The organism is Clostridium algidicarnis DSM 15099, from assembly GCF_002934235.1.
In the GTDB taxonomy this organism is placed as follows: domain Bacteria; phylum Bacillota; class Clostridia; order Clostridiales; family Clostridiaceae; genus Clostridium_L; species Clostridium_L algidicarnis.
This window is the reverse complement of the sequence record NZ_PTIS01000001.1, coordinates 242640-266477: the sequence shown is the minus strand read 5'-3', so window position 1 is coordinate 266477 and position 23838 is coordinate 242640. Positions and strand designations below refer to the sequence as shown.

25 protein-coding genes are annotated in these 23838 nt (G+C 30.5%); 2 read left to right on the top strand and 23 right to left on the bottom strand.

Annotated features, from left to right (window positions below):
• Positions 1-36: 36 nt before the first annotated feature.
• Positions 37-1272 carry a serine hydroxymethyltransferase gene (locus tag BD821_RS01275; protein ID WP_104408962.1) on the bottom strand — a complete coding sequence of 412 codons (1236 nt, stop codon included), beginning with the start codon at positions 1270-1272 and terminating at the stop codon, positions 37-39.
• 205 nt (positions 1273-1477) lie between these two features.
• Between BD821_RS01275 and BD821_RS01270 the strand changes: the two genes are divergently transcribed.
• Entirely contained in the window at positions 1478-2251 is a 774-nt protein-coding gene (locus BD821_RS01270) for a threonine/serine exporter family protein (RefSeq protein ID WP_104408961.1), read from the top strand.
• Positions 2248-2700 (top strand): threonine/serine exporter family protein, encoded by a 453-nt coding sequence (locus BD821_RS01265; RefSeq protein WP_104408960.1) that lies wholly within the window; start codon positions 2248-2250, stop codon positions 2698-2700. Before BD821_RS01270 ends, BD821_RS01265 begins: the two co-directional genes overlap by 4 nt.
• A gap of 157 nt (positions 2701-2857) precedes the next feature.
• Here BD821_RS01265 and BD821_RS01260 read toward each other — a convergent pair whose 3' ends face one another.
• The 22 genes from BD821_RS01260 to BD821_RS01160 all read right to left on the bottom strand — a co-directional run bounded on the left by BD821_RS01260 (position 2858) and on the right by BD821_RS01160 (position 23825).
• The gene (locus tag BD821_RS01260; protein WP_104408959.1) at positions 2858-3130 is read right to left on the bottom strand and encodes a metal-sensitive transcriptional regulator; all 273 of its coding nucleotides are present in this window, start codon (positions 3128-3130) and stop codon (positions 2858-2860) included.
• Positions 3131-3283: 153 nt separating this feature from the next.
• Positions 3284-5059 (bottom strand): aspartate--tRNA ligase, encoded by a 1776-nt coding sequence (gene aspS / locus BD821_RS01255; protein ID WP_104408958.1) that lies wholly within the window; start codon positions 5057-5059, stop codon positions 3284-3286.
• An 11-nt stretch (positions 5060-5070) separates the two neighbouring features.
• On the bottom strand, positions 5071-6330 hold the full coding sequence (gene hisS / locus BD821_RS01250; protein WP_104409114.1) for a histidine--tRNA ligase: 1260 nt from the start codon (positions 6328-6330) through the stop codon (positions 5071-5073).
• Between the two features lie 69 nt (positions 6331-6399).
• On the bottom strand, positions 6400-7854 hold the full coding sequence (locus BD821_RS01245; RefSeq protein ID WP_104408957.1) for a coproporphyrinogen III oxidase: 1455 nt from the start codon (positions 7852-7854) through the stop codon (positions 6400-6402).
• A 17-nt stretch (positions 7855-7871) separates the two neighbouring features.
• Entirely contained in the window at positions 7872-8477 is a 606-nt protein-coding gene (locus tag BD821_RS01240; RefSeq protein WP_104408956.1) for an MBL fold metallo-hydrolase, read from the bottom strand.
• Positions 8478-8494: 17 nt separating this feature from the next.
• Entirely contained in the window at positions 8495-8944 is a 450-nt protein-coding gene (gene dtd / locus BD821_RS01235) for a D-aminoacyl-tRNA deacylase (RefSeq protein ID WP_104409113.1), read from the bottom strand.
• A gap of 13 nt (positions 8945-8957) precedes the next feature.
• Positions 8958-11144, bottom strand: a complete 2187-nt coding sequence (locus tag BD821_RS01230; RefSeq protein ID WP_104408955.1) for a RelA/SpoT family protein — start codon at positions 11142-11144, stop codon at positions 8958-8960.
• Positions 11145-11268: 124 nt separating this feature from the next.
• A complete protein-coding gene (locus BD821_RS01225; RefSeq protein WP_029453387.1) occupies positions 11269-11787 on the bottom strand; it encodes an adenine phosphoribosyltransferase in 519 nt (172 codons plus the stop codon).
• A gap of 29 nt (positions 11788-11816) precedes the next feature.
• On the bottom strand, positions 11817-12683 hold the full coding sequence (locus BD821_RS01220) for a DHH family phosphoesterase (protein WP_104408954.1): 867 nt from the start codon (positions 12681-12683) through the stop codon (positions 11817-11819).
• Between the two features lie 187 nt (positions 12684-12870).
• On the bottom strand, positions 12871-13725 hold the full coding sequence (gene secF / locus BD821_RS13365) for a protein translocase subunit SecF (protein WP_169993886.1): 855 nt from the start codon (positions 13723-13725) through the stop codon (positions 12871-12873).
• A gap of 5 nt (positions 13726-13730) precedes the next feature.
• Positions 13731-14975 (bottom strand): protein translocase subunit SecD, encoded by a 1245-nt coding sequence (gene secD / locus BD821_RS13360; RefSeq protein ID WP_169993883.1) that lies wholly within the window; start codon positions 14973-14975, stop codon positions 13731-13733.
• 81 nt (positions 14976-15056) lie between these two features.
• On the bottom strand, positions 15057-16421 hold the full coding sequence (gene scfB, locus BD821_RS01210) for a thioether cross-link-forming SCIFF peptide maturase (RefSeq protein WP_104408953.1): 1365 nt from the start codon (positions 16419-16421) through the stop codon (positions 15057-15059).
• 63 nt (positions 16422-16484) lie between these two features.
• Positions 16485-16622 carry a six-cysteine ranthipeptide SCIFF gene (gene scfA / locus BD821_RS01205; RefSeq protein ID WP_035794446.1) on the bottom strand — a complete coding sequence of 46 codons (138 nt, stop codon included), beginning with the start codon at positions 16620-16622 and terminating at the stop codon, positions 16485-16487.
• A 70-nt stretch (positions 16623-16692) separates the two neighbouring features.
• On the bottom strand, positions 16693-17064 hold the full coding sequence (locus BD821_RS01200; protein ID WP_169993880.1) for a TIGR04086 family membrane protein: 372 nt from the start codon (positions 17062-17064) through the stop codon (positions 16693-16695).
• 58 nt (positions 17065-17122) lie between these two features.
• Entirely contained in the window at positions 17123-17407 is a 285-nt protein-coding gene (gene yajC, locus BD821_RS01195; RefSeq protein ID WP_104408951.1) for a preprotein translocase subunit YajC, read from the bottom strand.
• Between the two features lie 16 nt (positions 17408-17423).
• On the bottom strand, positions 17424-18551 hold the full coding sequence (gene tgt / locus BD821_RS01190) for a tRNA guanosine(34) transglycosylase Tgt (RefSeq protein ID WP_104408950.1): 1128 nt from the start codon (positions 18549-18551) through the stop codon (positions 17424-17426).
• A gap of 209 nt (positions 18552-18760) precedes the next feature.
• On the bottom strand, positions 18761-19786 hold the full coding sequence (gene queA / locus BD821_RS01185; protein ID WP_104408949.1) for a tRNA preQ1(34) S-adenosylmethionine ribosyltransferase-isomerase QueA: 1026 nt from the start codon (positions 19784-19786) through the stop codon (positions 18761-18763).
• Positions 19787-19808: 22 nt separating this feature from the next.
• Positions 19809-20831, bottom strand: coding sequence for a Holliday junction branch migration DNA helicase RuvB (gene ruvB / locus BD821_RS01180; RefSeq protein WP_104409112.1), 1023 nt, complete (start codon positions 20829-20831; stop codon positions 19809-19811).
• 27 nt (positions 20832-20858) lie between these two features.
• Positions 20859-21458: a Holliday junction branch migration protein RuvA gene (gene ruvA, locus BD821_RS01175; RefSeq protein WP_029453397.1), complete on the bottom strand. Its 600-nt coding sequence runs from the start codon at positions 21456-21458 to the stop codon at positions 20859-20861.
• A gap of 176 nt (positions 21459-21634) precedes the next feature.
• Positions 21635-22228, bottom strand: coding sequence for a hypothetical protein (locus BD821_RS01170; RefSeq protein ID WP_104408948.1), 594 nt, complete (start codon positions 22226-22228; stop codon positions 21635-21637).
• A 68-nt stretch (positions 22229-22296) separates the two neighbouring features.
• Positions 22297-23034, bottom strand: a complete 738-nt coding sequence (locus BD821_RS01165; protein WP_104408947.1) for a YebC/PmpR family DNA-binding transcriptional regulator — start codon at positions 23032-23034, stop codon at positions 22297-22299.
• Positions 23035-23177: 143 nt separating this feature from the next.
• Positions 23178-23825, bottom strand: a complete 648-nt coding sequence (locus BD821_RS01160) for a YigZ family protein (RefSeq protein WP_104408946.1) — start codon at positions 23823-23825, stop codon at positions 23178-23180.
• Positions 23826-23838: the final 13 nt, after the last annotated feature.

Below are 23838 nucleotides of genomic sequence, written 5' to 3'. Positions count from 1 at the left end.
CTTCACATTCTTATTAATAATCTTTTATGTTAAATCTTAGTCATATAGAGGAAATCTTTTGCAAAGTTCAATTACTTCTTGTCTAACACTAGAGATATCTTTATCTCTATTTTCTATAACTTCATTTATAAGTTTTGCTATAGTCTTCATATCTTCTTCTTTAAAACCTCGAGTAGTAACCGCAGGTGTTCCTATTCTTATTCCGCTAGTTACAAAAGGACTTAAAGTTTCAAAAGGTATTGTGTTTTTATTTACAGTTATCCCCACTGTATCTAATAACTTTTCTGCATCTTTACCTGTAATATTTTTATTACTTAAATCAAGTAATATTAAATGGTTGTCAGTACCATTAGATACTAATCTAAATCCGTACTTGGTTAATTCTTCTGCTAAAACCTTTGCATTTTTAACCACTTGATTCATATAATCTTTAAATGAATCTTTTAAAGCTTCTTCAAAACAAACAGCCTTTCCTGCTATAACATGCATCAAAGGTCCGCCTTGCATTCCTGGGAACAAACTCTTATCTATTTGCTTTGCAAATTTTTCTTTACATAATATAGCTCCACCTCTAGGGCCCCTTAAAGTTTTATGAGTTGTAGTAGTTACAAAATCTGCATAAGGAACTGGTGATGGATGAAGTCCTGCTGCAACCAGCCCTGCTATATGAGCCATATCTACCATTAAGTATGCTCCTACTTCATCAGCTATCTCTCTAAATTTTGCAAAGTCAATAATTCTTGGATATGCACTTGCCCCTGCAACTATCATTTTAGGTCTATGTTTTAAAGCCATTTCCCTAACCTTTTTATAATCAATTTGCTCACTATCTTTTTCTACACCATAGGAAACGAAATTAAATAGCTTGCCTGAAAAATTTACTGGGCTACCATGAGTTAAATGTCCACCATGACTTAAATCCATCCCGAGTACAGTATCTCCTGGTTTTAATACTGCAAAGTATACTCCCATATTAGCTTGTGATCCAGAATGAGGTTGTACGTTAGCATGCTCTGCATTAAATAACTTTTTCATTCTATCTCTAGCTAAATCTTCTGCTTTATCAACAACTTCACAACCACCATAATATCTTTTTTGAGGATATCCTTCTGCGTATTTATTTGTTAAAGGTGATCCTACAGCCTCCATTACAGCTCTGCTAGTAAAGTTTTCTGAAGCTATTAACTCTATATTGTATTCTTGCCTCTCCATTTCTTCTTTTATAATATCTAATATTTCCCCATCGTTTTTTTCTAAATATGAAAATTCCATATCAAACACCCCTTTAAATCGTTATTATAATTGAAAAATATCCTTCTAACCCCCATTATAGATTTTAATAGGATAATTTTCAACTATAATTTACAATAAACTCAAAATAATTTTAATATTCTAAACAAACTCTTAGATATTTTTTTTGTGATATAATTAATTTTAATAGAATATGTGAAAGGTCACATAGAAAGTGGTGACATATATGGACGTGAACAAAATTATTTCTATAGCAACTGAAGCTGGACGTATAATGCTTCAAAGTGGTGGAGAAACCTATAGGGTTGAAGAAACTATTTCTAGAATATGTGACGCTTACCTTATAAAAAATTCAGATAGCTATGTAACACCTACAGGTATAATGGTATCAGCTACTGATATATATGGACATAATATTTCTATAGTAAAAAGAATAAAAAATAGAACTATTGACCTAGAAAAAGTATCTCAAGTAAATGATTTATCAAGAAATATTAAATCTAAAGGTATTACTGCTGATGAATTTTTAGAACAACTTAAAGTCATAGAAAAGGAACCTAGATATGGATATAAAATCACCATACTTGCTTCCTCATTTATTGCAGCATTTTTCACACTTATATTTGGTGGAAGCTCTGGTGATTTTTTAGCGTCATTTTTTATTGGCGGTATTATCCAATATATAACAATTTACGGTTCTAAACTAGACATAAACAGCTTTTTTATAAATATAATTGGTGGTATGTTGTCCTCAATATTAGCTATATTATTTGTTACCTTAGGTATTTCATCCAGTATAGACAAAATAATTATAGGTTCTATAATGCTTTTAGTACCTGGCATAGCCATAACCAATGCTGTACGGGATACCATAGCTGGGGACTTGGTAGCAGGTCTTGCACGTTCTGCTGAGGCCATGTTAATAGCAGTTGGGATAGCAGTTGGATCAGGTATTGTTCTAAGTTTTTGGTTTTTATATGGCGGAGGTTTTTTAATATGATATTAAAAATAGTTTATTCTTTTATAACAACTTTAGGATTTGGCATATTATTCAATATAAAAGGTAAAAAATTAATATTTGCATCTATTGGAGGATCCATAAGTTTATTTTTTTACCTCTTGTTTTTAAAATTTAATTTTTCAGATTTATCTTCTTTATTCTTCAGCACTATTATTTTTAGTATATACGCGGAAATATTAGCTAGAGTTTTAAAAACTCCAGTAACTACTTTTACAATTTGTGCATTAATCCCCTTAGTTCCTGGAGGTGGAATGTACTATACTATGTTAGAGTCTATACAAGGAAATGTAGAACAATCTTTAAAAATTGGCATTGATACCTTATCCAAAGCTGGAGCATTAGCCATTGGAATTGTTTTTGTTTCTTCTATATCAAAATTTATACGCGCAAGAAATTTTACGCATTTAAAAAATACAAAGGATTCTTAATACTTGTATCTTTTAAATTTTTACTACTCTTACATACTATTAAATCTATTACATGAGTTTATTTATAAAATTAGAGGGCAGATTTTTATCTGCCCTCTAATTTGTAATATAATAGCCCACTTGATATTAATTATAAAAGGTCTTTAGGTCTTCCTGCTTATTTCAAAAACATCAAGAGTGTACTTACTAAGTTTTCTACCTTTTCATTATTTTCCTTAGTTTCTTCTAAATCCATGCAATTTATAGCATAATTTTCTAGCATAAGTCCACCCACCTTATTTATTGCTGCCCTAACCGCAGCAATTTGTACTAACATATCCTTACAGCAAGCTTCCTTTTCCACCATGTTTTGTATTCCTTTTACTTGGCCTTCAATTCTTCTTAATCTTACATATATATCCTTTTTTAAATCCTCACTTCTATCTTCCATGAAATCACTCCTCATACATACCTATACCCCGTATAGTCAATTTATTATAACATCAATTTTATACTATATCAATAACAAAAAACAAACCCTATTTTGCTGTTTAATGTTTTCCATTAATCAATGATACAAAATAGGGTTTTAATTTAAAGTTATTTATTTAATTAATTCTATTCCAAGCTCCTTAAGTTGCTTTAAATCTACCACATTTGGTGCTTCTGTAAGTGGGCAGAATGCATTTTGATTTTTAGGAAACGCAATAACATCTTTTATATTATCTGTTCCTGCCATAAACATAACTATTCTATCAAGGCCAAAAGCTAATCCACCATGAGGTGGTGGTCCAAATTTAAAGGCCTCTAATAAGAATCCAAATCTTTCCCATGCACTTTCGCTGGTAAATCCTAAAACATTAAACATTCTTTCTTGAAGTTTAGAGTCATGTATTCTTATACTTCCCCCACCTAATTCTTCCCCATTAAGAACCATATCATAAGCTTTAGCTCTAACTCTACCAGGATCTGATTCTAGATACTTTATATCCTCATCCATTGGAGATGTAAATGGGTGGTGTGCTGCCTGAAATCTATTTTCTTCTTCGTTATATTCTACAAGTGGAAACTCTGTAACCCATGAAAAGTTAAATTCCTTATTATCTTTTAAAATTTCAAGTTTTTTAGCAATTTCTAATCTTAAAGCTCCTAAAGCTTGAAATACTACAGAATTTTTATCTGCTACAATTAATATTAAATCTCCAGGTTTTCCTTCTACAGATTCTATTATTCCATTTAATTCATCTTCACTTAAGAATTTAGCTATTGGCGATTTTATTTCTTCACCCTTTAAAGATATCCATGCAAGTCCTTTTGCCTTATAAGTCTTTACGAACTCACCTAATCTATCTATATCTTTTCTTCCCATAGAGGATCCGCCTTTTACGCAAAGAGCTCTTACTGAACCTTTTATTTCCAGAGCATCTCTAAACACTTTAAACTCTGAATCTTTTACTACTGAACTTATATCTTTTATTTCCATGCCAAATCTTAAATCTGGCTTATCTGATCCGTACTTTTCCATAGCTTCCTTGTATGTAAGTCTTTTGAAAGGTATTTTTACTTCTACATTTAAAACTTCTTTAAATACAGTTGCTATTAACCTTTCATTTAGTGTCATAACATCATCTGCTTCAACAAATGACATCTCAAGATCTACTTGGGTAAATTCAGGTTGCCTATTGGATCTTAAATCTTCATCTCTAAAACACTTAACTATTTGAAAATATCTGTCAAAGCCTGACACCATCAATAATTGCTTAAATAACTGTGGTGATTGAGGTAATGCATAAAACATACCTTCATAGTTTCTACTAGGTACTAGGTAGTCTCTTGCACCTTCTGGAGTGCTTTTAGTAAGCATTGGAGTTTCTATTTCTAAAAATCCTTCTTTATCTAAAAAGTCTCTTATAGCTTTAGACGCCTTATGTCTTATATAAAATATATTTTGCATATCAGGTCTTCTAAGATCTAAGTATCTATACTTTAATCTTATAGATTCTGCAGCATCTAAATTTTCTTTTATATATATAGGCGGTGTTTCTGATTCAGATAATATCTTTATTGTTTCTACATTAAGTTCCACCATTCCTGTAGGCATATTTACATTTATTGATTCTCTTTTTACAACTACTCCTGTTACTGCAATGCAATATTCTGGTCTTATGGCATTTCCTTTTATAGATACTTCCTCAGCTACATCTTCCTTGAAAACCACCTGAAGCATGCCTGTTCTATCTCTAAGGTCCATAAAAAGTAGTCCACCTAAATTTCTCTTCCTTTGAACCCATCCCATAACAGTAATAGTTTCACCTATATTTTCTTCTCTTAACTCTCCACACATTTTTGTGCGTTTAAGTCCATTTAAAGCCTCGCTCATTATATTTCCTCCTACTGTAAGTTATTTTTCATTGTGTCAATAATTTCAGCTATATTATTTAATTCTACATTAAACTGTTCACCGTCACTCATTCTCTTAATCTTAACCTTATTTTCTTTAAGTTCATTTTCCCCAAGTATCATTGTATACTCAGCACCCATTTTATTAGCATATCTCATCTGAGCTTTAACGCTTCTTTTTAGATGATCACATTCGGCTTTAATGCCTTCTTGTCTTAATTTATAGGTTATTTTATATGCTTCTAAGTTTGCCTCTTCTCCAATGGATCCTACATACATGTTAATAATCACAGGTTTTGGTATTTCTATTCCCTCTTCATCTAATGTCATAAGTAATCTTTCCATACCCATTCCAAAACCTACTGCTGGCATCTTTGGACCATCAATTTGTTCTATCAAATAGTCATAACGTCCTCCACCACATACAGTAATATTATCATTTACAATTTCAAATACTGTTTTGCTATAATAATCAAGCCCCCTTACTATATAATGGTCTATTTCATACTTTATACCTACAGTCTCTAAGTGAAGTTTTAGATCCTCAAAATGTATTTTGCATTCATCACAAATATAATCTAATATAACAGGAGCATTCTTTGTTATTACTTTGCAACTTTCTTCTTTGCAATCTAGAATTCTCATAGGATTCCTACTATAACGTGTCTTACAGGTATCACATAACTCATTAAAGTTTTCTTTTAAGAATTCTTTTAATACTTCATTATATTTTTCCCTACAAACTGGACATCCTATACTATTTATTTTGAGTTTTAATCCTTTTATACCAAAGCTTTCATAAGCATTCATAGCAATACTTATAATTTCAGCATCCAATGATGCTCCTGATACTCCAAAGGCTTCAACGCCAAATTGATGATGTTGTCTAAGTCTTCCTTTTTGCACATTTTCATATCTAAATACAGGGGTAAAGTAATACATCTTTGTAGGTTGAGTTTCACTGTATAATGCATTCTCTATAAATGCTCTTACAGCAGGCGCAGTACCTTCAGGTTTTAGTGTTATACTTCTTTTAGCCTTATCCTCGAAGGTATACATCTCTTTTTGAACTACATCTGTGGTTTCTCCCACACCCCTTGTAAAAAGTTCTGTATGCTCAAATATAGGCGTTCTTATCTCTCTATAACCAAAATTTTCTGCTATATTTGAAAGAATATCTGCTATATAGTGCCACTTATATGCATCCTGTGGCAACATATCCTTTGTTCCTTTTGGTGCCTTTATACTTATAGCCAATTGACTTCACATCCTTACATAAAACTTAAATTTATTAAAATCACACTTTATAATATATACTTATTATTTATATAGGGTTTCTAATAAAGCTTTCTTTTTTTCTATAACTTCATCAATTCTTTTTATATATTCCCCTACATCTTTTATGTTTGCAAATCTTTCAATTCTATTTTCATCTAAAAATACTACCTTCGAAACAGCATCTGCTCCTAAAGCAATTATAGTCTGTCTTTCTTCAATGATTTGCATGTTATATATGCATTCTTTACCCAAAACGCTGTAACCTATGTTTTCCATATTACAAGGCATGTTTTTTTGCCTATACATATAATATGGTTCCATATTCAAGTCCTCTGCTATATTCTTTGCCCCATCATACATTTTTGTAATTTCATCTTGATTTGCAAGTTCATAGTTTTTATTTAATTTTAGATCTTCATATAGCTTTGAAGCTCTTTTTACTGAAAGTCCATGAACAGTTATACTTTCAGGTGCTATATCTTTTATAACATCTAAAGTATGATTAACATCATCTGACTTTTCACCTGGTAAGCCTAAAATTATATCCATATTTATATTATTAAACCCTAAATTTCTAGCCATATTAAATTTATCTATAACATCTTCCACCGAGTGATTTCGTCCTATAATCTTAAGTGTATTATCGTTCATTGTTTGAGGATTTATACTAATCCTATCCACTAAATAGCTTTTCATAGTTTGTAACTTATTTTTTGTTATCGAATCTGACCTTCCACATTCAACAGTAAATTCTGTTACCTTAAAATCCTTAATTAAATTTTCATATATATTTTTCATTACATATTCGAAATCAGAATCTCCAACTGCTGTAGGTGTTCCTCCACCAAAATAGATGGTATTAATATTAAGATTTTTCAACTTTATAAAATGGGATAATTCTTTTATTTCCTTTATCAAAGCGTTTATATAGGGCTCTACTAAGCTTTTATTCCCTGATATAGGGTTAGATGCAAATGAGCAGTACAAGCATCTAGTAGGACAAAACGGCATGCCTAAGTATATGCTAATATTGTTCTTATCCGTATTTATGAAGTTTTTCTCGTGCTTTGCAACCTTTATGCAAAGTTTAACCTTATTTTCTTTAACCAGATATTTATGATTGAAATATTCAATTATTTCTTCTTCTGAATATCCTTGTTTAACTAAATTTAATGCTATTTTACTAGGTCTAATTCCTATTAATGTACCCCACGGTAATTCTGTTGAATATAATTTGCTAAAATAAAGATAAATATATCTTTTTATCTGATTCTTTTTACTATCCTCTTCATTAAACTCAAAGTTTTTAGTGAAGTCTTTACCTGATATTTCTATAAACCTTTCTTCTATATCTATACAAAAATCTTTCTCTATTTTAGAAAGTTTAATTTCTTCTATTTTAGAGAAGGTAATTTCTTCTAGACTGTGAAACAAACTCACAATTTGATAAACTTCATATCTATAATTCATATCATTTAGTTTTATATTAACACTCATAATTACTCCTATCCATATTATAAAAATGGATTACTTTTCTTTTCTATTCCAATGCTAGATTTTGGGCCATGACCTGGATAAACTATTGTCTCTTCTTTTAATACCATTAATTTAGCCTTTATACTATCTATTATAGTTTGAAAGTCTCCTCCAGTTAAATCTGTTCTTCCTATGGATCCCGCAAAAAGGGTGTCTCCTGTAAAAACTTTATCTTCTACTAAAAAGCTCACTCCCCCCGGAGTATGCCCTGGTGTTTCTAAAACTATTATTTTCTTGTCACCAAAACATATAGTATCTCCGTCTTTTAATAGAAAATCAACCTGTTCATGATTTTCAAATTCTCCAAACATATAGGCTCCATTAATCATTAATTCTTCATCCCTTTGGTTTATACCTACTTTACAGTTATATTTCTCTTTAAGCTTTATAACTCCACCGGTATGATCTACATGTCCATGAGTGAGTAAAATATATTTTATCTTAGCACCTATTTGTTCTATTGATGACATAATATCATCCTCATCTCCACCTGGATCTAAAATCACAGCCTCCTTAGTAGATTCATCCATAATTACATAACAGTTAGCAGCATAAACTCCTGCAGGTATTCTTTTTATTATCATCTATAATCAACTCCTTTTTAAAAAGTCTTTTTACTTTCTAATATTAAAGTAACAGGTCCATCATTTTCAATAGATACTTTCATATCTGCTCCAAAAATTCCAGTACCAACATTTAAATCTTCCTCTTTAAAAAGAGAAATAAAGTATTCATATAATTCTTCTGCTTCTTTTCCCGATAATGCCTTAATAAAACTAGGCCTTCTCCCTCTTGTACAATCTCCATACAAAGTAAATTGAGAAATTATAATAATATCTCCCTTAACATCCATTAATGATTTATTAAGCTTACCATTCTCATCTTCAAAAATTCTAAGGTTAAAAATTTTATTTTTTAAGTATTTTGCATCCTCTATAGTATCATCTACTGAAATACCTAGTAGTACATTAAGTCCCCTATCAATACTTGATATGGTTTTTCCGTCTATAGCTACACTAGAATTTATTACTCTTTGAACTACAGCTTTCAATGCATTCACATCCTTAATATTTTTTTCTATATACCTCAATAACTCCTTGTATTTTTTTAACTCTTTTCATAAATTCCTTAAGCTGTTCAATATCATTTATTTTTAATCTTATATTTATAGTTGCTATATTTCCTTTAATGGATTTAGCATTAATTGCATGCAAATTCATTTTAGATTCTACAATTACAAGCATAACATCTGTTAATAAACCACTTCTATCTTCAGCTTTTAGTTGTATATCTGATATATATCCATCAACTCTATTATTTCCCCATTCTACTTCTATAAACTTTCCATCATCATCCGAATCCATGTTTTGTATATTTTTACAATCTGACCTATGCACTGATATTCCTCTACCTTTAGTTATATAACCTATTATATCGTCACCTGGAACTGGACTACAGCATTTAGCAAAACGTACCAATACATTAGTAAGTCCTTTTACAGTTATTCCATAACCTTTATCATTTCTAGATTTTTCATCATGATGACTTATATCATCCTCTGTGATTTTTGATTGTAAACTTTCTAAAGCGCTACTGTTATTACTAGAAGTTCCTTCTTTTAATTTTATAACTATAGTAGAAGGTACCACTGCCCCCATGCCAACAGCTGCAAATAAATCATCTATATTATTAAAATTATATTTTTTTAAAACCTTATCAAAAATTTCGCCTTTAGCAATTTCGCCAAAATTATATCCTTGTTTTTTAGATTCTTTTTCAAGTATCTCTTTACCTTTTGATGCATTTTCTTCTCTTTTTTCTTTTTTAAACCATGCTCTTATTTTACTTTTTGCTTGATTACTTTTTGCTATGTTCAGCCAATCGATACTAGGTCCCTTAGGTGTAGCTGAAGTTAAAACCTCAACTATCTCACCGGTTTTAAGTTTATAATCAAGTGGTACCATATTTCCATTTACCTTAGATCCTATACACTTATTGCCTATATCTGTATGAATTCTATAAGCAAAATCTATAGGCGTTGAATCATAAGGTAAGTTTATCACTTTACCTTTAGGTGTAAATACAAAAACTTCATCTGAAAATAAATCTATTTTAAACCCTTCCATAAATTCTTCTGCATCTGAAGTTTCTTTTTGCCATTCCAACATATCTCTAAGCCAAGAAAATTTTGAATCTGAGTCCCCACCCTCACCTTGACCTTTATCTCCCTCTTTGTACTTCCAATGAGCTGCTATACCATATTCTGCAGTCTTATGCATTTCGAAGGTTCTTATTTGTATTTCAAAAGTTTTTCCTTGAGGTCCTATTACTGTTGTATGAAGAGATTGATACATATTAGGTTTAGGCATAGCTATATAATCTTTAAATCTTCCTGGTATGGGTTTATATACCGTGTGAACTATACCTAAAACCGCATAGCAATCTTTTATATTATCTACGAGTATTCTTATAGCTGTTAAATCAAATATTTGATCAATAGTTTTATTTTTATTAACCATCTTTCTGTATATACTATAAAAATGTTTTGGTCTTCCTTCAATATCTGATTCAATAGATGCATTTTCTAGCCTATTACTAAGATCCGATATTATAGTACTAATGTACTCTTCTCTTTCAATTCTCTTTTCAGCTATACGTCTAACTAAATCATAATATTCATTAGGATTTATATATCTAAATGCTAAATCCTCTAATTCCCACTTTATTTTAAACATTCCAAGTCTATGGGCTAATGGTGCATATATATCAAAGGTTTCTTTCGCCTTTTCTTTTTGTTTTTCTACAGGCATATATCTAAGTGTACGCATATTATGCAATCTGTCTGCTAGTTTTATGAGGATAACTCTTATGTCTTTTGTCATAGCAAGAAGCATTTTTCTTACATTGTCAGCTTGTTGCTCTTCTTTAGTTTTATATTTTATTTTTCCAAGCTTTGTGACACCGTCTACCAATATCGCTACTTCTTTATTAAATTCTCTTTCAATATCTTCAAAACTATAGTCTGTATCTTCTATAACATCATGAAGGAGTCCAGCTGCTATAGTATTATCATCCATACCAAGGTCTGCCAAAATGCATGCAACCTCAATAGGATGAACTATATAAGGTTCACCTGATTCTCTCCTTTGCTTTTCATGAGCATAATTAGCCAAATTATAAGCCTTTTCTATAAATTCCTTATCTACGTTATTACAATTTTTATCGATTTTCCTCATTAACTTTTCTAGCATTGGATTACTCTCCTCTAAAAAACTTTCATTATATTTATCATTAGGTATAAAGCCAATGGCTGGTTATATAACCAGCCATTGTTTTTAATAATTATATATTATATATTAATATTTTTCAATGAAGTTATATATCATATTTTACTAAAGACATAACATCGTAACCTTTAAGCTTATCTTTTCCTTTTAAATCTGTAAGTTCAATTACAAAATCTATGGCCTGTACTTTTCCACCCGTATTTTCTACTAATTTAGCTACAGAACATATAGTGCCACCTGTAGCAAGTAAATCATCTATTATTGCCACTCTTTGTCCCGGCTTTATAGCATCTTTATGAATTTGTAATATATCACTTCCATATTCTAAGTTATACTCTTCGCTTATAGTTTCATAAGGTAATTTTCCTTTTTTCCTAATAGGTACAAATCCAACTCCTAAAGCATAAGCAACCGGAACTCCAAATATAAATCCTCTAGCTTCAGGGCCTACTATAACATCAATATTTTTGTCTCTTAGATGATCTACAATACTATCTATTGTGATTTTTAAAGATTCACCATCACCTATCAACGTTGTTATATCCTTAAAGCTTATACCTTCTTTTGGAAAATTTTCTATTACCCTTATTTTTTCTTTAAAGTTCATCTTATTACCCCTCCACAAATCAAAAAATGTTATGCATTTAAAATGCTATTGTTTACCTCTTTACTTAAATACTTTGATATTTGTATAGCTCTGTATGGTTCCTCTGTAGTTAAAAGTTCTACAACAATTCTAGCATTATCCATTCTCCCTATAGCGTTTAAAGTTGGTGTTAATAAAAAGACTATCTTTGTTAAATTTTCTTTGTTAAATTCTCTAATATTATGATATTTTAATAACGCCTTTAACCCATAATTATTTGTATGAGTAAGGTATTTTAATCCAGCTTCATATATTATTTTATTTTCGCCTTTAATTTCTTTACCTGAAGCTATTGTTCCAAGCATAACTAGGTCTATGTACTTATTTATACTTTTCATATTATAATAACTTGCTATAGCTTGGCATAGCTTAAAAACCACTCCACAATTAGAAAGATTCCTTTCTTTATAATTAGAGTCCCTTAAATTAGGATTTAGCACTAAGAAGCAATCATAATCATTTTCCGGTCTATTATCTGCGATAATAATATCAAGTTCCATATTTTTGCACCATAATTCTTGTTCTTTAGACTCAACTAAGCAACCTACTGATATTAAAACGTCTGCCCCTAAAAATTTTATGTGGTTTTTTATAACTTCACTGTCTAATTTACAGTTTTCACTAATATCTTCTGAAATATAATATTCTACATCTGCATTTAAATATTTTAAAACTAACAGTAATAAGGATACCCCAAATATACTATCTAATTCTGAAGAACCATATACTACTATTTTTTGTCGCTCATTAATGGCATTTACTAACCTATCAATGGTAAACTTCATATCATTAAACATAAATGGATCATATTCATACCATTGTTTCGAGCTATATATATTCTCTCCATTTTTGTGCATATCTAAACTCCTCCAAATTACTTAGAAACTAATTATAGTTGAATCTTTTCAATTATACAAACTACTTTATCCGATGGCTGCTATGACCCTGGATAAGTTCTTCTAAGACTCACTTGATGTAAAAAACAACATAAATCTTCAACTAGCATTGAAGATTTATGCTTATAAATTTTATTTATGATTAATATTATTTATTAAATTTTCTTTTAAATACTACCCATAGAGGGCTTGCAATAAAAATTGAAGAATAAGATCCCCAAAGTATTCCTACAGTTATAGGGAAAGTAAATTCTCTAACTGCTGGCACAAATATATAAACACTAACTATTGTTATTAAAGTAGTTAAAACTGTATTAATTGATCTAGTAAGTGTTTGAGTTATACTTGCATTAGCAACCTCTCCAATATCTTTTCTTCTCATAATTTTAAGATTTTCTCTTATTCTATCAAATATTACAATGGTATCATTTATTGAGTATCCTACTATTGTAAGAATTGCTGCTATAAATGGGGAATTTACAGGCAACTTAAATAATGAATAAATTCCAAGAGTTATAATAACATCATGTAAAAGAGCCAATATAGCTGCTAGTGCAAAACTAATTTCAAATCTTATTCTTACATAAATAAGCATTCCAAGAGTTGCTACCATTAAAGCTATTATAGATTTTTTAGTAAGTTCTTTACCTATAGATGCACCTATTTCTTCTTGAGATACTAATGCACTACTTTCTAAAGAGTACTTATCTTTTATTTCTTTAAACATTTCTGAAACCTTTTCCGAATCCAAGTTGTTACTTTTTATTTCTAACTGACTGCCTTCTACCTTGGTTGTAACTGCATCATTAGCATATTTTTTTATTATTTCTTCCTCAACCTCTATCTTAGAAAAATCTTTTCCAAAATCAATTAAAACCTTTGTACCACCTTTAAAATCTATACCAAAGTTTAGTCCATTAATAGCTAAAGAAAATATACTTATAACTATTAACACTATAGATATAGAAAACCATATCTTACTCTTTTCTACTATCTTAAGCACTAATACTACCCCCTCTTTACACCAAATCTAGATGGTTTACTTAGCATTCCCATGTTAAAAGCTAAATTCACTAATAATCTAGTAATTGTTATCGCAGTAAACATGCTTAAAATAACACCTACCATAAGAGTTAATGCAAAGCCTTTTACTGCACCTGATCCCAAATAATAAAGTACAATTCCTGCAATTATTGTAGTTATATTTGAGTCTAGAATAGAAGAAAGCGCTCTATTAAATCCTGAGTCTATAGATGATTTTATTGATTTTCCTGTCTTTAATTCTTCCTTTATCCTCTCAAATATGAGGACATTTGCATCTACTGCCATCCCTATGGTTAATAAGAATCCTGCAATACCGGGTAGTGTAAGTACTGCACCTATATATGTGAATGCATATAATACCAGTAAAATATATAATGTTAATGCAATATCTGCTAAAAGTCCTGGAACCCTATAATATAAAATCATAAATAAAAATACTAAGGATATCCCAACTAATCCTGCTTTTAAACTACTTGGTATAGCTGTAGCACCTAATGTGGGGCCAACAGTCTTTATAGATACTGTTTTAAGCGGAACAGGAAGTGCTCCTGATTGAATTACTCCTGCAAGTTTTTTAGCCTCATCATAATTTCTATTACCTGTAATGGTAGCCTTTCCATCACTTATAATACTTTGCACCTGAGGATCTGTTAATTTTTCTTCATCCATGTATATAGTTATATTTTGGTGTAAGTATTTTTCTGTAGCTTCTGCAAACTTTTTAGTTCCATCCTCATTTAGTTCAAGGCTTACTATGTTTTCACCCTTATCGTCTACAAAAGCTGTAGCCTTTTTTACATCCTTGCCTGTAAGGATAGTATCCTTTTCCGGTCCAACGAACTTCAAATCTCCAGTTTTTGTAAGTGTATCTACAATAGATTTTGAATCAAAACTTCCTGGTATATCTACTCTTATTCTGTTATTTCCTTCTGTACTTAAAGAAGTTTCTCCTACACCTAACTTATTTACTCTCATTGAAAGTAATTCTTTAGTTATTTCTAAATCTTCATTTGATACCTTCTCTTCAGACGCAACTTCTTGCAGTACCGATACTCCACCTTGTAAATCTAATCCCTTTGTTATGACTTTATCAAATGACTTAAATTCATAACTTCCAATATTCAAACCAAAGGCTCCAGCATAACCTAAAAATCCAACGACTAAGGCTATTGCTATAAACAAAATAGTACTTTTACCTTTTAACTTCATGTTTATCCCCCTCGCTAAATGCTGATAGGCTTAATTATATCCTTTAGGATATTATTAGTCAATAATATCCACCTTTTTACATTACATAGTTTGAGCTTTTAGTGCTATGGCGCACTCTATTCTTTTCTTTTGCATTTTGCATCCTAGTTCATATGGAATGTTCATATCTCCATTAAAATTAAAATTATTAGCTTGGCATCCACCACTACAATAGAATTTAGCCCAACATTCTTTGCATACAGGCTTGTTATAAATATGCGCTTTTTTAAATTTATTAGACATCTCCATGTCTAAATCTCCTTTAAATATATCTCCCATAATAAAATCTTTATTTCCTACAAATTGATGACACGGGTATATTTCTCCATCGGGAGTTACAGCTACATATTCATGTCCTGCTCCACAACCTGATATTCTCTTGTATACACAAGGTCCACCTTGAAGATCTATATTAAAGTGGTAAAATTTAAATTCATTACCTTCTTTATGCCTTTTTAACATTTCGTCATATAAATTATCATATTGTTTAAATATAGTTTCTAAATCTTCTTCTCTTAAAGATAAATCATGATCTTCAGGAAGTACAACTGGTTCTATAGATATTTCTTTAAATCCTTCCCCTGCAAGATACATAATATCTTCAAAAAAGTCTGTATTTTCTCTTGTAAATGTTCCTCTAACATAATATTGCTTAGATTTATCTCTTTTTTCTACCATCTTTTTAATCTTAGGTAATATAGATTTTTGTGTTCCACTACCATCTCTTCTGACTCTAACTGCATCATTTACAGATTCTCTTCCGTCTATAGATAGTATTATATTTACCATATTTTTGTCTAAATATTCAATTATCTCATCATTTAGTAAAGTTGCATTAGTAGTCATAGTAAATCTAATATTCTTATTGTAAACTTTTTCTTGTTCTCTTGCGTAAGCTACTATTTCTTTTATAATTTCAAATGCCATTAAAGGCTCTCCGCCAAATAAATCAACTTCAATATTTTTTCTAGGTCCTGATTTTTCTATAACAAAATCAATAGCCTTTTTACCTACCTTTGCAGACATAGTTTTTCTTGCACCTTTGTATTCACCCTCATCGGCGAAACAATATTTACATCTTAAATTACAATCGTGTATTATATTAAGACATAATGCTTTTATATATGGAGATGAGTCTTCTTTATCTGTTTTTCTTGCAATATCCTCATATAAATCTTCAGAGTATAATAACCCTTCTGTTACAAGTTCATTGATATCTTTTAAAGCCTCAGTTATATCCTCTTTAGAATATTTAAGCTTTAGATTTTCTAATATTATTTGTTTATCTTGTAATTCATTTTCATCCAAAATATCATAAACAAGTTCGTCCACCATATGTAGGCTTCCGCTATTTACATCTATAACATAATAATCATCATTTTGAATAAATTTGTGTATTAATGACATTAATATTCCCCCTAACGAACATAAGGCAGTAACATTTTAAGTTACTGCCATGCAATTTAAAAATTAGTTTTCACAGGCTAAGTTAGCAACTGTGCAAGATGTTTTACATGCAGATTGACATGAGTTTGCACACTCTTTACATCCAGGTTTACTTAAGCTATTCTTTATATTAGACTTGTTTAAAGTTTTTATATGTTTCATGTCCTCATCCTCCATTCATCAACGTTTTCTGTTTCATTGTAACACAATTATATCCTTAAATAAAGAACTTTTATAGATTTATTCCTAACATTCCTGATAATGCCCCCATACCCAAAGCTATAAGTATTCTATAAAATGCATATAGGTTTATAATATCTTTAAATCCTTGCATAAATCCAGATATACACATTATTAAAATCATATAAACTAAAGATAATATCATTCCACTAAGCCATCCTTTTTTTTCATTAGCTCTTGCTACATATATGGCTCCATATATTACACTTAAAGAAGTTATTATAAGGTACACAACGGAACTTACATTACTATTTATATCTATAAACCTCATTAGTATGGAATAAACTATTACCATGATTACCGTTAATAAAAACGATCTTGCAGTACCCTTTACTAAGTTATTTACAAAAGCATTATTTTTCAAAATAAAACACCCCCTATCTATTAATAATTATGAAGATAGGAGGTGTTTTATTACATTATTATTCTATTGTCTTATCTTTTTCTTCCACTACGCTAGCAATTCCTTGTTTAGATATTTTAAGTCTTGATCTTTCAGGACCACTTTCAATTATTACAAAGTCATCTTGAATATTTATAACCTTACCCATAATTCCACCTCGAGTTAATACCTCATCATTTGCTTTTAACTCTTGAAGCATATTGGAGTATTTTTTTCTTCTTTTATTTTCTGGTATAAATACAATTGCATAAAATAGCCCTAGCATTAATACTATAGGTAAAACATTTTTTAATATTTGTGACATTAATATCACTCCTTTCTTAAATTTCTCCCCACTCTGTGAGTTTTTGTTTTTTAAAATCTCTGAAATAATCGCCATCTATAGAATCTCTTACTTCTTCCATTAGTTTATTATAAAAATATAAATTATGCAATACGCAAAGTCTCATAGCTAACATTTCTTTAGCTTTAAATAGGTGCCTAATATAGGCCCTCGTATAATTCTTACAAGCTGGACAATCGCATCCTTCATCTATAGGTCTTTTATCTAACTCAAATTTGGCATTCATAATATTTATTTTTCCGCTTTTTGTAAACACATGTCCATGCCTACCATTTCTAGCCGGTAGCACACAATCAAAGAAGTCTACCCCTCTTTCTACAGCTTCAAGTATATTTTTAGGCAGGCCCACGCCCATAAGATATATAGGTTTATCCTGAGGAAGATGTGGCACAACAGAATCAATTATTCTATACATATCTTCATGACTTTCTCCTACTGCAAGACCACCTATAGCATAGCCATCTAAGTCCAATTTAGATATAGTTTTTGCATGTTCTATTCTTATATCTTCATAAACTCCACCTTGATTTATTCCAAAAAGCATTTGTTTTTTATTTATAGTATCATCTAAAGAATTTAATCTATCTAATTCATTTTTGCATCTAATAAGCCATCTAGTTGTTCTATCTACAGAGGCTTCAACATATTCTCTTGGAGATGGATTTGGTATACATTCATCAAAAGCCATTGATATTGTAGATGCTAAATTACTTTGAATCTGCATGCTCTCCTCGGGTCCCATAAATATTTTACGTCCGTCTATGTGAGAGTTAAAATAAACACCTTCTTCTTTTATTTTTCTCATGCTAGCTAAGGAAAATACCTGAAACCCACCTGAGTCTGTTAATATTGGTCTATCCCAATTCATAAACTCATGTATTCCTCCTAATTCCTTAATTACTTTATCCCCTGGTCTTAAATGAAGATGGTATGTATTAGAAAGCTCTACTTGGCATTCAATTTCTTTAAGATCCATAGATGATACCGCTCCCTTTATAGCTGCTAAGGTACCAACATTCATAAACACTGGGGTTTGAATAGTCCCGTGAGGCGTTTTAAACTCTCCCCTTCTTACCTTCCCTGTAGTTTTAAGTAATTTATACATCATTTCACCCTTTTCTCATCACAACTATATTTCAAATTGTATTAATATTATATTAATTTATTGACTATTTTATCCGATGGCTACCATCCGTAACATCCCTCTCCTCTTCAAAGTGTGGGATGACGGCTGCTACACCCCTTTATAAGTTCTTCTAAGACTTTGATTGAGATATGTATCTCTTATAAGCAAACTCCATCTAAGTCTAAGAATCACTTGATGAACATAGCATCTCCAAAGCTAAAAAATCTGTATTTTTCTTCTATAGCTACCTCATAAGCCTTTATTACATTTTCCTTTTTAGCTAAAGCGCTTACAAGCATTATTAATGTAGACTCTGGCAGATGAAAATTAGTAATTAATTTATCTACAACCTTAAATTCATATCCCGGATATATAAATATATTTGTCCACCCGCTACTTTCTTTTAAAGGAAATCCATCTTTACCTAAAGTTTCTAAGGTTCTACAAGATGTGGTTCCTACAGCAATAACTTTTCCGCCATTTTCTTTCGTTTTATTTATTATATCTGCATTTTCCTTATCTATATGATAATACTCTGAGTGCATATCGTGTTCTTCTATAGTTTCTACCTTAACAGGTCTAAATGTTCCAAGCCCCACATGTAAAGTAAGGTAAGCTATATTAACTCCTTTTTTCTCAATATTCTCAAGAAGTTCTTTTGTAAAGTGTAATCCTGCAGTAGGAGCGGCTGCTGAACCGCTTTCTTTAGAATAAACTGTTTGGTACCTTTCTTTATCTTCTAATGTAGCTTTTATATAGGGTGGCAAAGGCATTTGTCCAAGTTCATCTAAAACTTCTTCAAATATACCTTCATAACAAAATTTGATTATCCTATTTCCATCGTCTTTAACTTTTGTAACTTCAGCCTTTAATCTTCCATCCCCAAAACTAAATATAGCGCCAACCTTTGCTCTTTTACCGGGTTTTGCAAGAGCTTCCCAGCTATCGCCTTCCGTCCTTTTTAATAATAAAAATTCTATTTTCCCACCGGAATCCTCTTTTTCTCCGATAATTCTTGCTGGTATAACCCTAGTATTGTTTAATACTAAAGTATCTCCTTTATTTAAATAATCTACTATATCATAAAATATCTTATGTTCTATTTGTCCAGTATATTTATCTAAAACCATAATTCTAGATTTTGCTCTATCCTTTAAGGGATATTGAGCAATAAGTTCTTCTGGTAAATCAAAATCAAAATCACTAACTTTCAATTACTACACCTCTTACACAAAGTTACTCTCCAAAAAGAGTTGGTTTATCTTTATTTAAATTAAATTTTTCTAATTTGTTTAAATGAATATATGCTTTTTCTGTTGCCATTCTTCCCCTAGGTGTCCTTACTATAAAACCTTTTTGCAAAAGATATGGCTCGTACACATCCTGTATTGTATCTAATTCTTCACCTACAAAATAAGACAATGTCTCTACTCCAACAGGTCCACCATTAAAACTGTCTACTATAGCTTCTAATATTCTATTGTCAATTCTATCGAATCCCATATCATCAACATCTAAAAGTTCTAGTGCAAGCCTTGCAGTTTTATAATCAATATTCCTATGTCCTTTAACCTCTGAATAATCTCTCACCCTTTTAAGTAATCTATTTGCTATTCTTGGTGTACCTCTGGATCTTCTAGCTATCTCTGAGGCTCCTTCTCTATTTATACTACATCCTAGTATATGAGAAGACCTTATTATTATTTCTGTAAGTTCTTCATCTGTATAAAACTCCATAGAGCAAAGCACACCAAATCTATCCCTAAGAGGAGATGTTAAAAGACCAATCCTTGTGGTAGCTCCAATTAAAGTAAACTTACATAAATCAAGTCTAATAGATTTTGCTGATGCACCTTTTCCGATAACTATATCTAATGCATAATCCTCCATTGCCGGATAAAGTATTTCTTCAATACTCCTATTCAATCTGTGAATTTCATCAATAAATAACACATCATTTTCTTTCATAGTTGTTAGGATAGCTGCTAAATCACCACCTCTTTCTATGGCAGGTCCTGATGTAACCTTTAAATCTCCACCCATTTCTTTAGCTATAATATTAGCAAGTGTAGTTTTACCAAGACCTGGTGGCCCATAAAGCAATACATGATCTAATGATTCTTTTCTATTCTGGGCTGCCTTTATAAATATATCTAATCTCTCTTTAACTTTTTCTTGACCTATATATTCTTTTAACTTTTGAGGTCTTAAGCTATATTCATTAGTAATATCTTCTTCCTTAGATTTTGCAGAAATAATTCTATCTTCATCCAAAACTTGCCCTCCCTAATTCATTAAGTACTTAAGACAATCTTTTATCATTGTTTCAACAGAATCTGAAGGCTTTAAGCTTTTAAGAGCACTTTCTACTTCTCTTTTTGTATATCCTAAAGATAGTAATGCTTCAACTACTTCTTCTTGTATATTTTTAAATGCCTTATCTTCAGCATTATCTCCCTTTAAGTCTTCTATCTCCACATCTTCTACCTTTATCTTGTCTTTAAGCTCTAATATAATTCTCTGAGCGGTCTTTTTACCTATTCCAGGTGCTCTAATAAGTGTCTTTTCATCCTCAGTAAATACTGCATACTTAAGTCTTTTCACAGTAGATATAGATAATAAAGAAAGTGCTGCTTTGCTCCCCACACCATTTATAGTTAGAAGTAATTTGAACATCTCTAATTCTTCTTTAGTTATAAACCCATATAATCCTATAAAATCTTGTCTTACAACTTGTTCGATAAAAATCAAAGCAGTTTCATCTATCTTAGGCATATTAGAAAGAGTACTTCCTGATGTAAATATCTTATATCCAATACCGTTATTTTCAATTACTATATAATCTTTATGCATGCCTTTAAATTCGCCTTTTATATATTCATACAATCTATTTACCCCTTATACCATATTTATTTAAAATCTATATATTACTTTAACATTTACGCTAAAATAATTCAATAATGCCAGCTTTTATTTTCAAACATTAAATATATTAATATTACGAAACTAGGTTTAAAGCGAGAACAAGTATCCTTTAAGATTTGTCCTCGCTTTTTAATATTCTATGATTCAATTTCAGCTATTTGATCATAAGCCTCTTCTTTAGTTTCAAATTTTAATTGCTTATTTTTGAGCAAAACTCTATCTCCTTCAGGTAAGCTATCTACTTTTCGTGTTATAATATCTTTATTATAATCTTCTATAAATAACTTACCTTTATCATCGCTCTTAAATATAGCTACAAAACCTTTTTCCTCTCCTAAGTAATACCTACCAGGTTCAAAAGATTTTTCAATGTTTTTCACTAGAATTATCTCCTTATCAGTTACGGAAGATAATTCGTATCCTTCTTTAAGGTAAATTTCTTCTAAAGAGCTTTTTGTAATTTTGTCTTTATCCTTTGTTTTAAACTCTTTTATGGTCTTTTTTAATTTTACTGTAGAATCACCAGTTGTAACATCTACCTCTTTTAAAACTAAACACAAATCATCATCTAATTGATCTTCTTGTTTAGAATCATACACTGATAAATTACTACTTGCACTCTTATCTAAAGATGCTTCTTTCGATCCACCTATAAAATATCCTACAAAAAACAAGGAACCAATTAAAAATAGTCCTATAATCAATAATAATACATTCTTTTTCGCTTTCATAACATCACTCCTTAGTGACATTATGTCCAAAAATATAAACCTTATACATCAAATAATACTATTATCTGTTATTCAAAGCCTTCTGGAAATTCAGCATTGTGCCATACGTTTTGTACATCATCATCTTCTTCTAAAACGTCTAGCATCTTTTCTACTTGAGTAGATACTTCTTCATCTATAGTGACGTATGTATCCGGTATCATTTTTATTTCAGCCTCTAAAAATTCTATGGACTTTTCTTCTAATTTCTCTCTAACGGTGCTAAACTCTTCAAATTCAGTAGTTATGATATAAACCTCATCTTCTGATTCAAAGTCCTCTGCTCCAGCTTCTAAAGCCATCATCATTAATTCATCTTCATCTAAAGAATCATTCTTTTCAATTACTATTTGCCCTTTTCTCGTAAACATAAAGCTTACACAACCACTAGCTCCTAGATTACCGCCATGTTTTGTGAATGCATGTCTTACATTACTTGCACTTCTATTCTTATTATCCGTTAAGACCTCCACAATTACAGCTATACCAGAGGGCCCATATCCCTCATAAGTTATTTCTTCATATACAACGCCACTTAAGTCTCCAGTAGCCTTTTTTATAGCCCTGGTTATAATATCTTGAGGCATATTATTAACTTTAGCTTTTGCAATAACATCTCTTAATTTAAAGTTTGTATCTGGACTAGGTCCTCCTGCTTTAGTTGCTACCATTAATTCTTTACCTATTTTAGTGAATATTTTACCTCTCTTAGCATCTGCCTTCCCTTTTTTAGCTTGTATATTGTGCCATTTTGAGTGCCCTGACATAAAATTTCCTCCTAACTTAAAATAAATATTTGTCTTTGATTTTCCTACACTATTATATCACAAAACCTTCATTTTCTTCAATAAAACATCATAAGTAAAACTTTTAAGGATAATAACTAAATTTTACGAAACTAAACTATAATTTATATATTCTTAAATAGTCTATTACCTTGTTTAAAAAACATATCTTTTTCACCTTTTATTACGGTTACTTTACCACTAGTAGCATCTATAATTTTAGTTTCAATAATTTCTATTTTTTCTATCTCACTATATATATTAATCTCCACTTTGTCCGTGTACAATATATCTTCAATATACCATTTGTTTTCATTACATATAAATTGAACTTTACCTAATGACTCATACTCTAAAATAAACTTTAATAAAATTCCACTTACCTTTTCTACTATGCCTGCCTTTTTAATAGCTAAACTAGCACCTTTAGTATAAGCTCTTATAAGCCCTCCCGCTCCTAAAAGTATGCCTCCAAAATATCTAGTTACAACAATTACACAATCAGTAATGCCTGTTTTTTTAATTACTTCTAAAATTGGTACTCCAGCAGTACCTTGAGGTTCACCATCATCGCTATATCTTTGTATCTCAAAATTTTTTCCAACTATGTAAGCATAAACATTATGTGTAGCATCTTTATGCTTAGACTTTATATGTTCTATAAAATCCTTGGCTTCATCTTCCTCTTCTATTCTTTTAATATAACCAATAAAAAGGGACTTTTTTTCTTTAAATTCATCAATAGCTTCCTGTTTTACTGTTATATACTTCAAAATTATACCTCTT

What these genes read in the sequence shown, in the direction of transcription:
- scfA (WP_035794446.1), bottom strand. Translation starts at nt 16,622, where the DNA reads ATGAAACATATAAAAACTTTAAACAAGTCTAATATAAAGAATAGCTTA.
- BD821_RS01270 (WP_104408961.1), top strand. Translation starts at nt 1,478, where the DNA reads ATGGACGTGAACAAAATTATTTCTATAGCAACTGAAGCTGGACGTATA.
- BD821_RS01170 (WP_104408948.1), bottom strand. Translation starts at nt 22,228, where the DNA reads ATGAAAGCGAAAAAGAATGTATTATTATTGATTATAGGACTATTTTTA.
- BD821_RS01220 (WP_104408954.1), bottom strand. Translation starts at nt 12,683, where the DNA reads ATGCACAAAAATGGAGAGAATATATATAGCTCGAAACAATGGTATGAA.
- BD821_RS01260 (WP_104408959.1), bottom strand. Translation starts at nt 3,130, where the DNA reads ATGGAAGATAGAAGTGAGGATTTAAAAAAGGATATATATGTAAGATTA.
- BD821_RS01240 (WP_104408956.1), bottom strand. Translation starts at nt 8,477, where the DNA reads ATGATAATAAAAAGAATACCTGCAGGAGTTTATGCTGCTAACTGTTAT.
- BD821_RS01245 (WP_104408957.1), bottom strand. Translation starts at nt 7,854, where the DNA reads ATGAGTGTTAATATAAAACTAAATGATATGAATTATAGATATGAAGTT.
- BD821_RS01225 (WP_029453387.1), bottom strand. Translation starts at nt 11,787, where the DNA reads ATGAACTTTAAAGAAAAAATAAGGGTAATAGAAAATTTTCCAAAAGAA.
- BD821_RS01275 (WP_104408962.1), bottom strand. Translation starts at nt 1,272, where the DNA reads ATGGAATTTTCATATTTAGAAAAAAACGATGGGGAAATATTAGATATT.
- aspS (WP_104408958.1), bottom strand. Translation starts at nt 5,059, where the DNA reads ATGAGCGAGGCTTTAAATGGACTTAAACGCACAAAAATGTGTGGAGAG.
- tgt (WP_104408950.1), bottom strand. Translation starts at nt 18,551, where the DNA reads ATGTATAAATTACTTAAAACTACAGGGAAGGTAAGAAGGGGAGAGTTT.
- scfB (WP_104408953.1), bottom strand. Translation starts at nt 16,421, where the DNA reads ATGTCATTAATACACAAATTTATTCAAAATGATGATTATTATGTTATA.
- BD821_RS01165 (WP_104408947.1), bottom strand. Translation starts at nt 23,034, where the DNA reads ATGTCAGGGCACTCAAAATGGCACAATATACAAGCTAAAAAAGGGAAG.
- yajC (WP_104408951.1), bottom strand. Translation starts at nt 17,407, where the DNA reads ATGTCACAAATATTAAAAAATGTTTTACCTATAGTATTAATGCTAGGG.
- secD (WP_169993883.1), bottom strand. Translation starts at nt 14,975, where the DNA reads ATGAAGTTAAAAGGTAAAAGTACTATTTTGTTTATAGCAATAGCCTTA.
- BD821_RS01265 (WP_104408960.1), top strand. Translation starts at nt 2,248, where the DNA reads ATGATATTAAAAATAGTTTATTCTTTTATAACAACTTTAGGATTTGGC.
- BD821_RS01230 (WP_104408955.1), bottom strand. Translation starts at nt 11,144, where the DNA reads ATGCTAGAAAAGTTAATGAGGAAAATCGATAAAAATTGTAATAACGTA.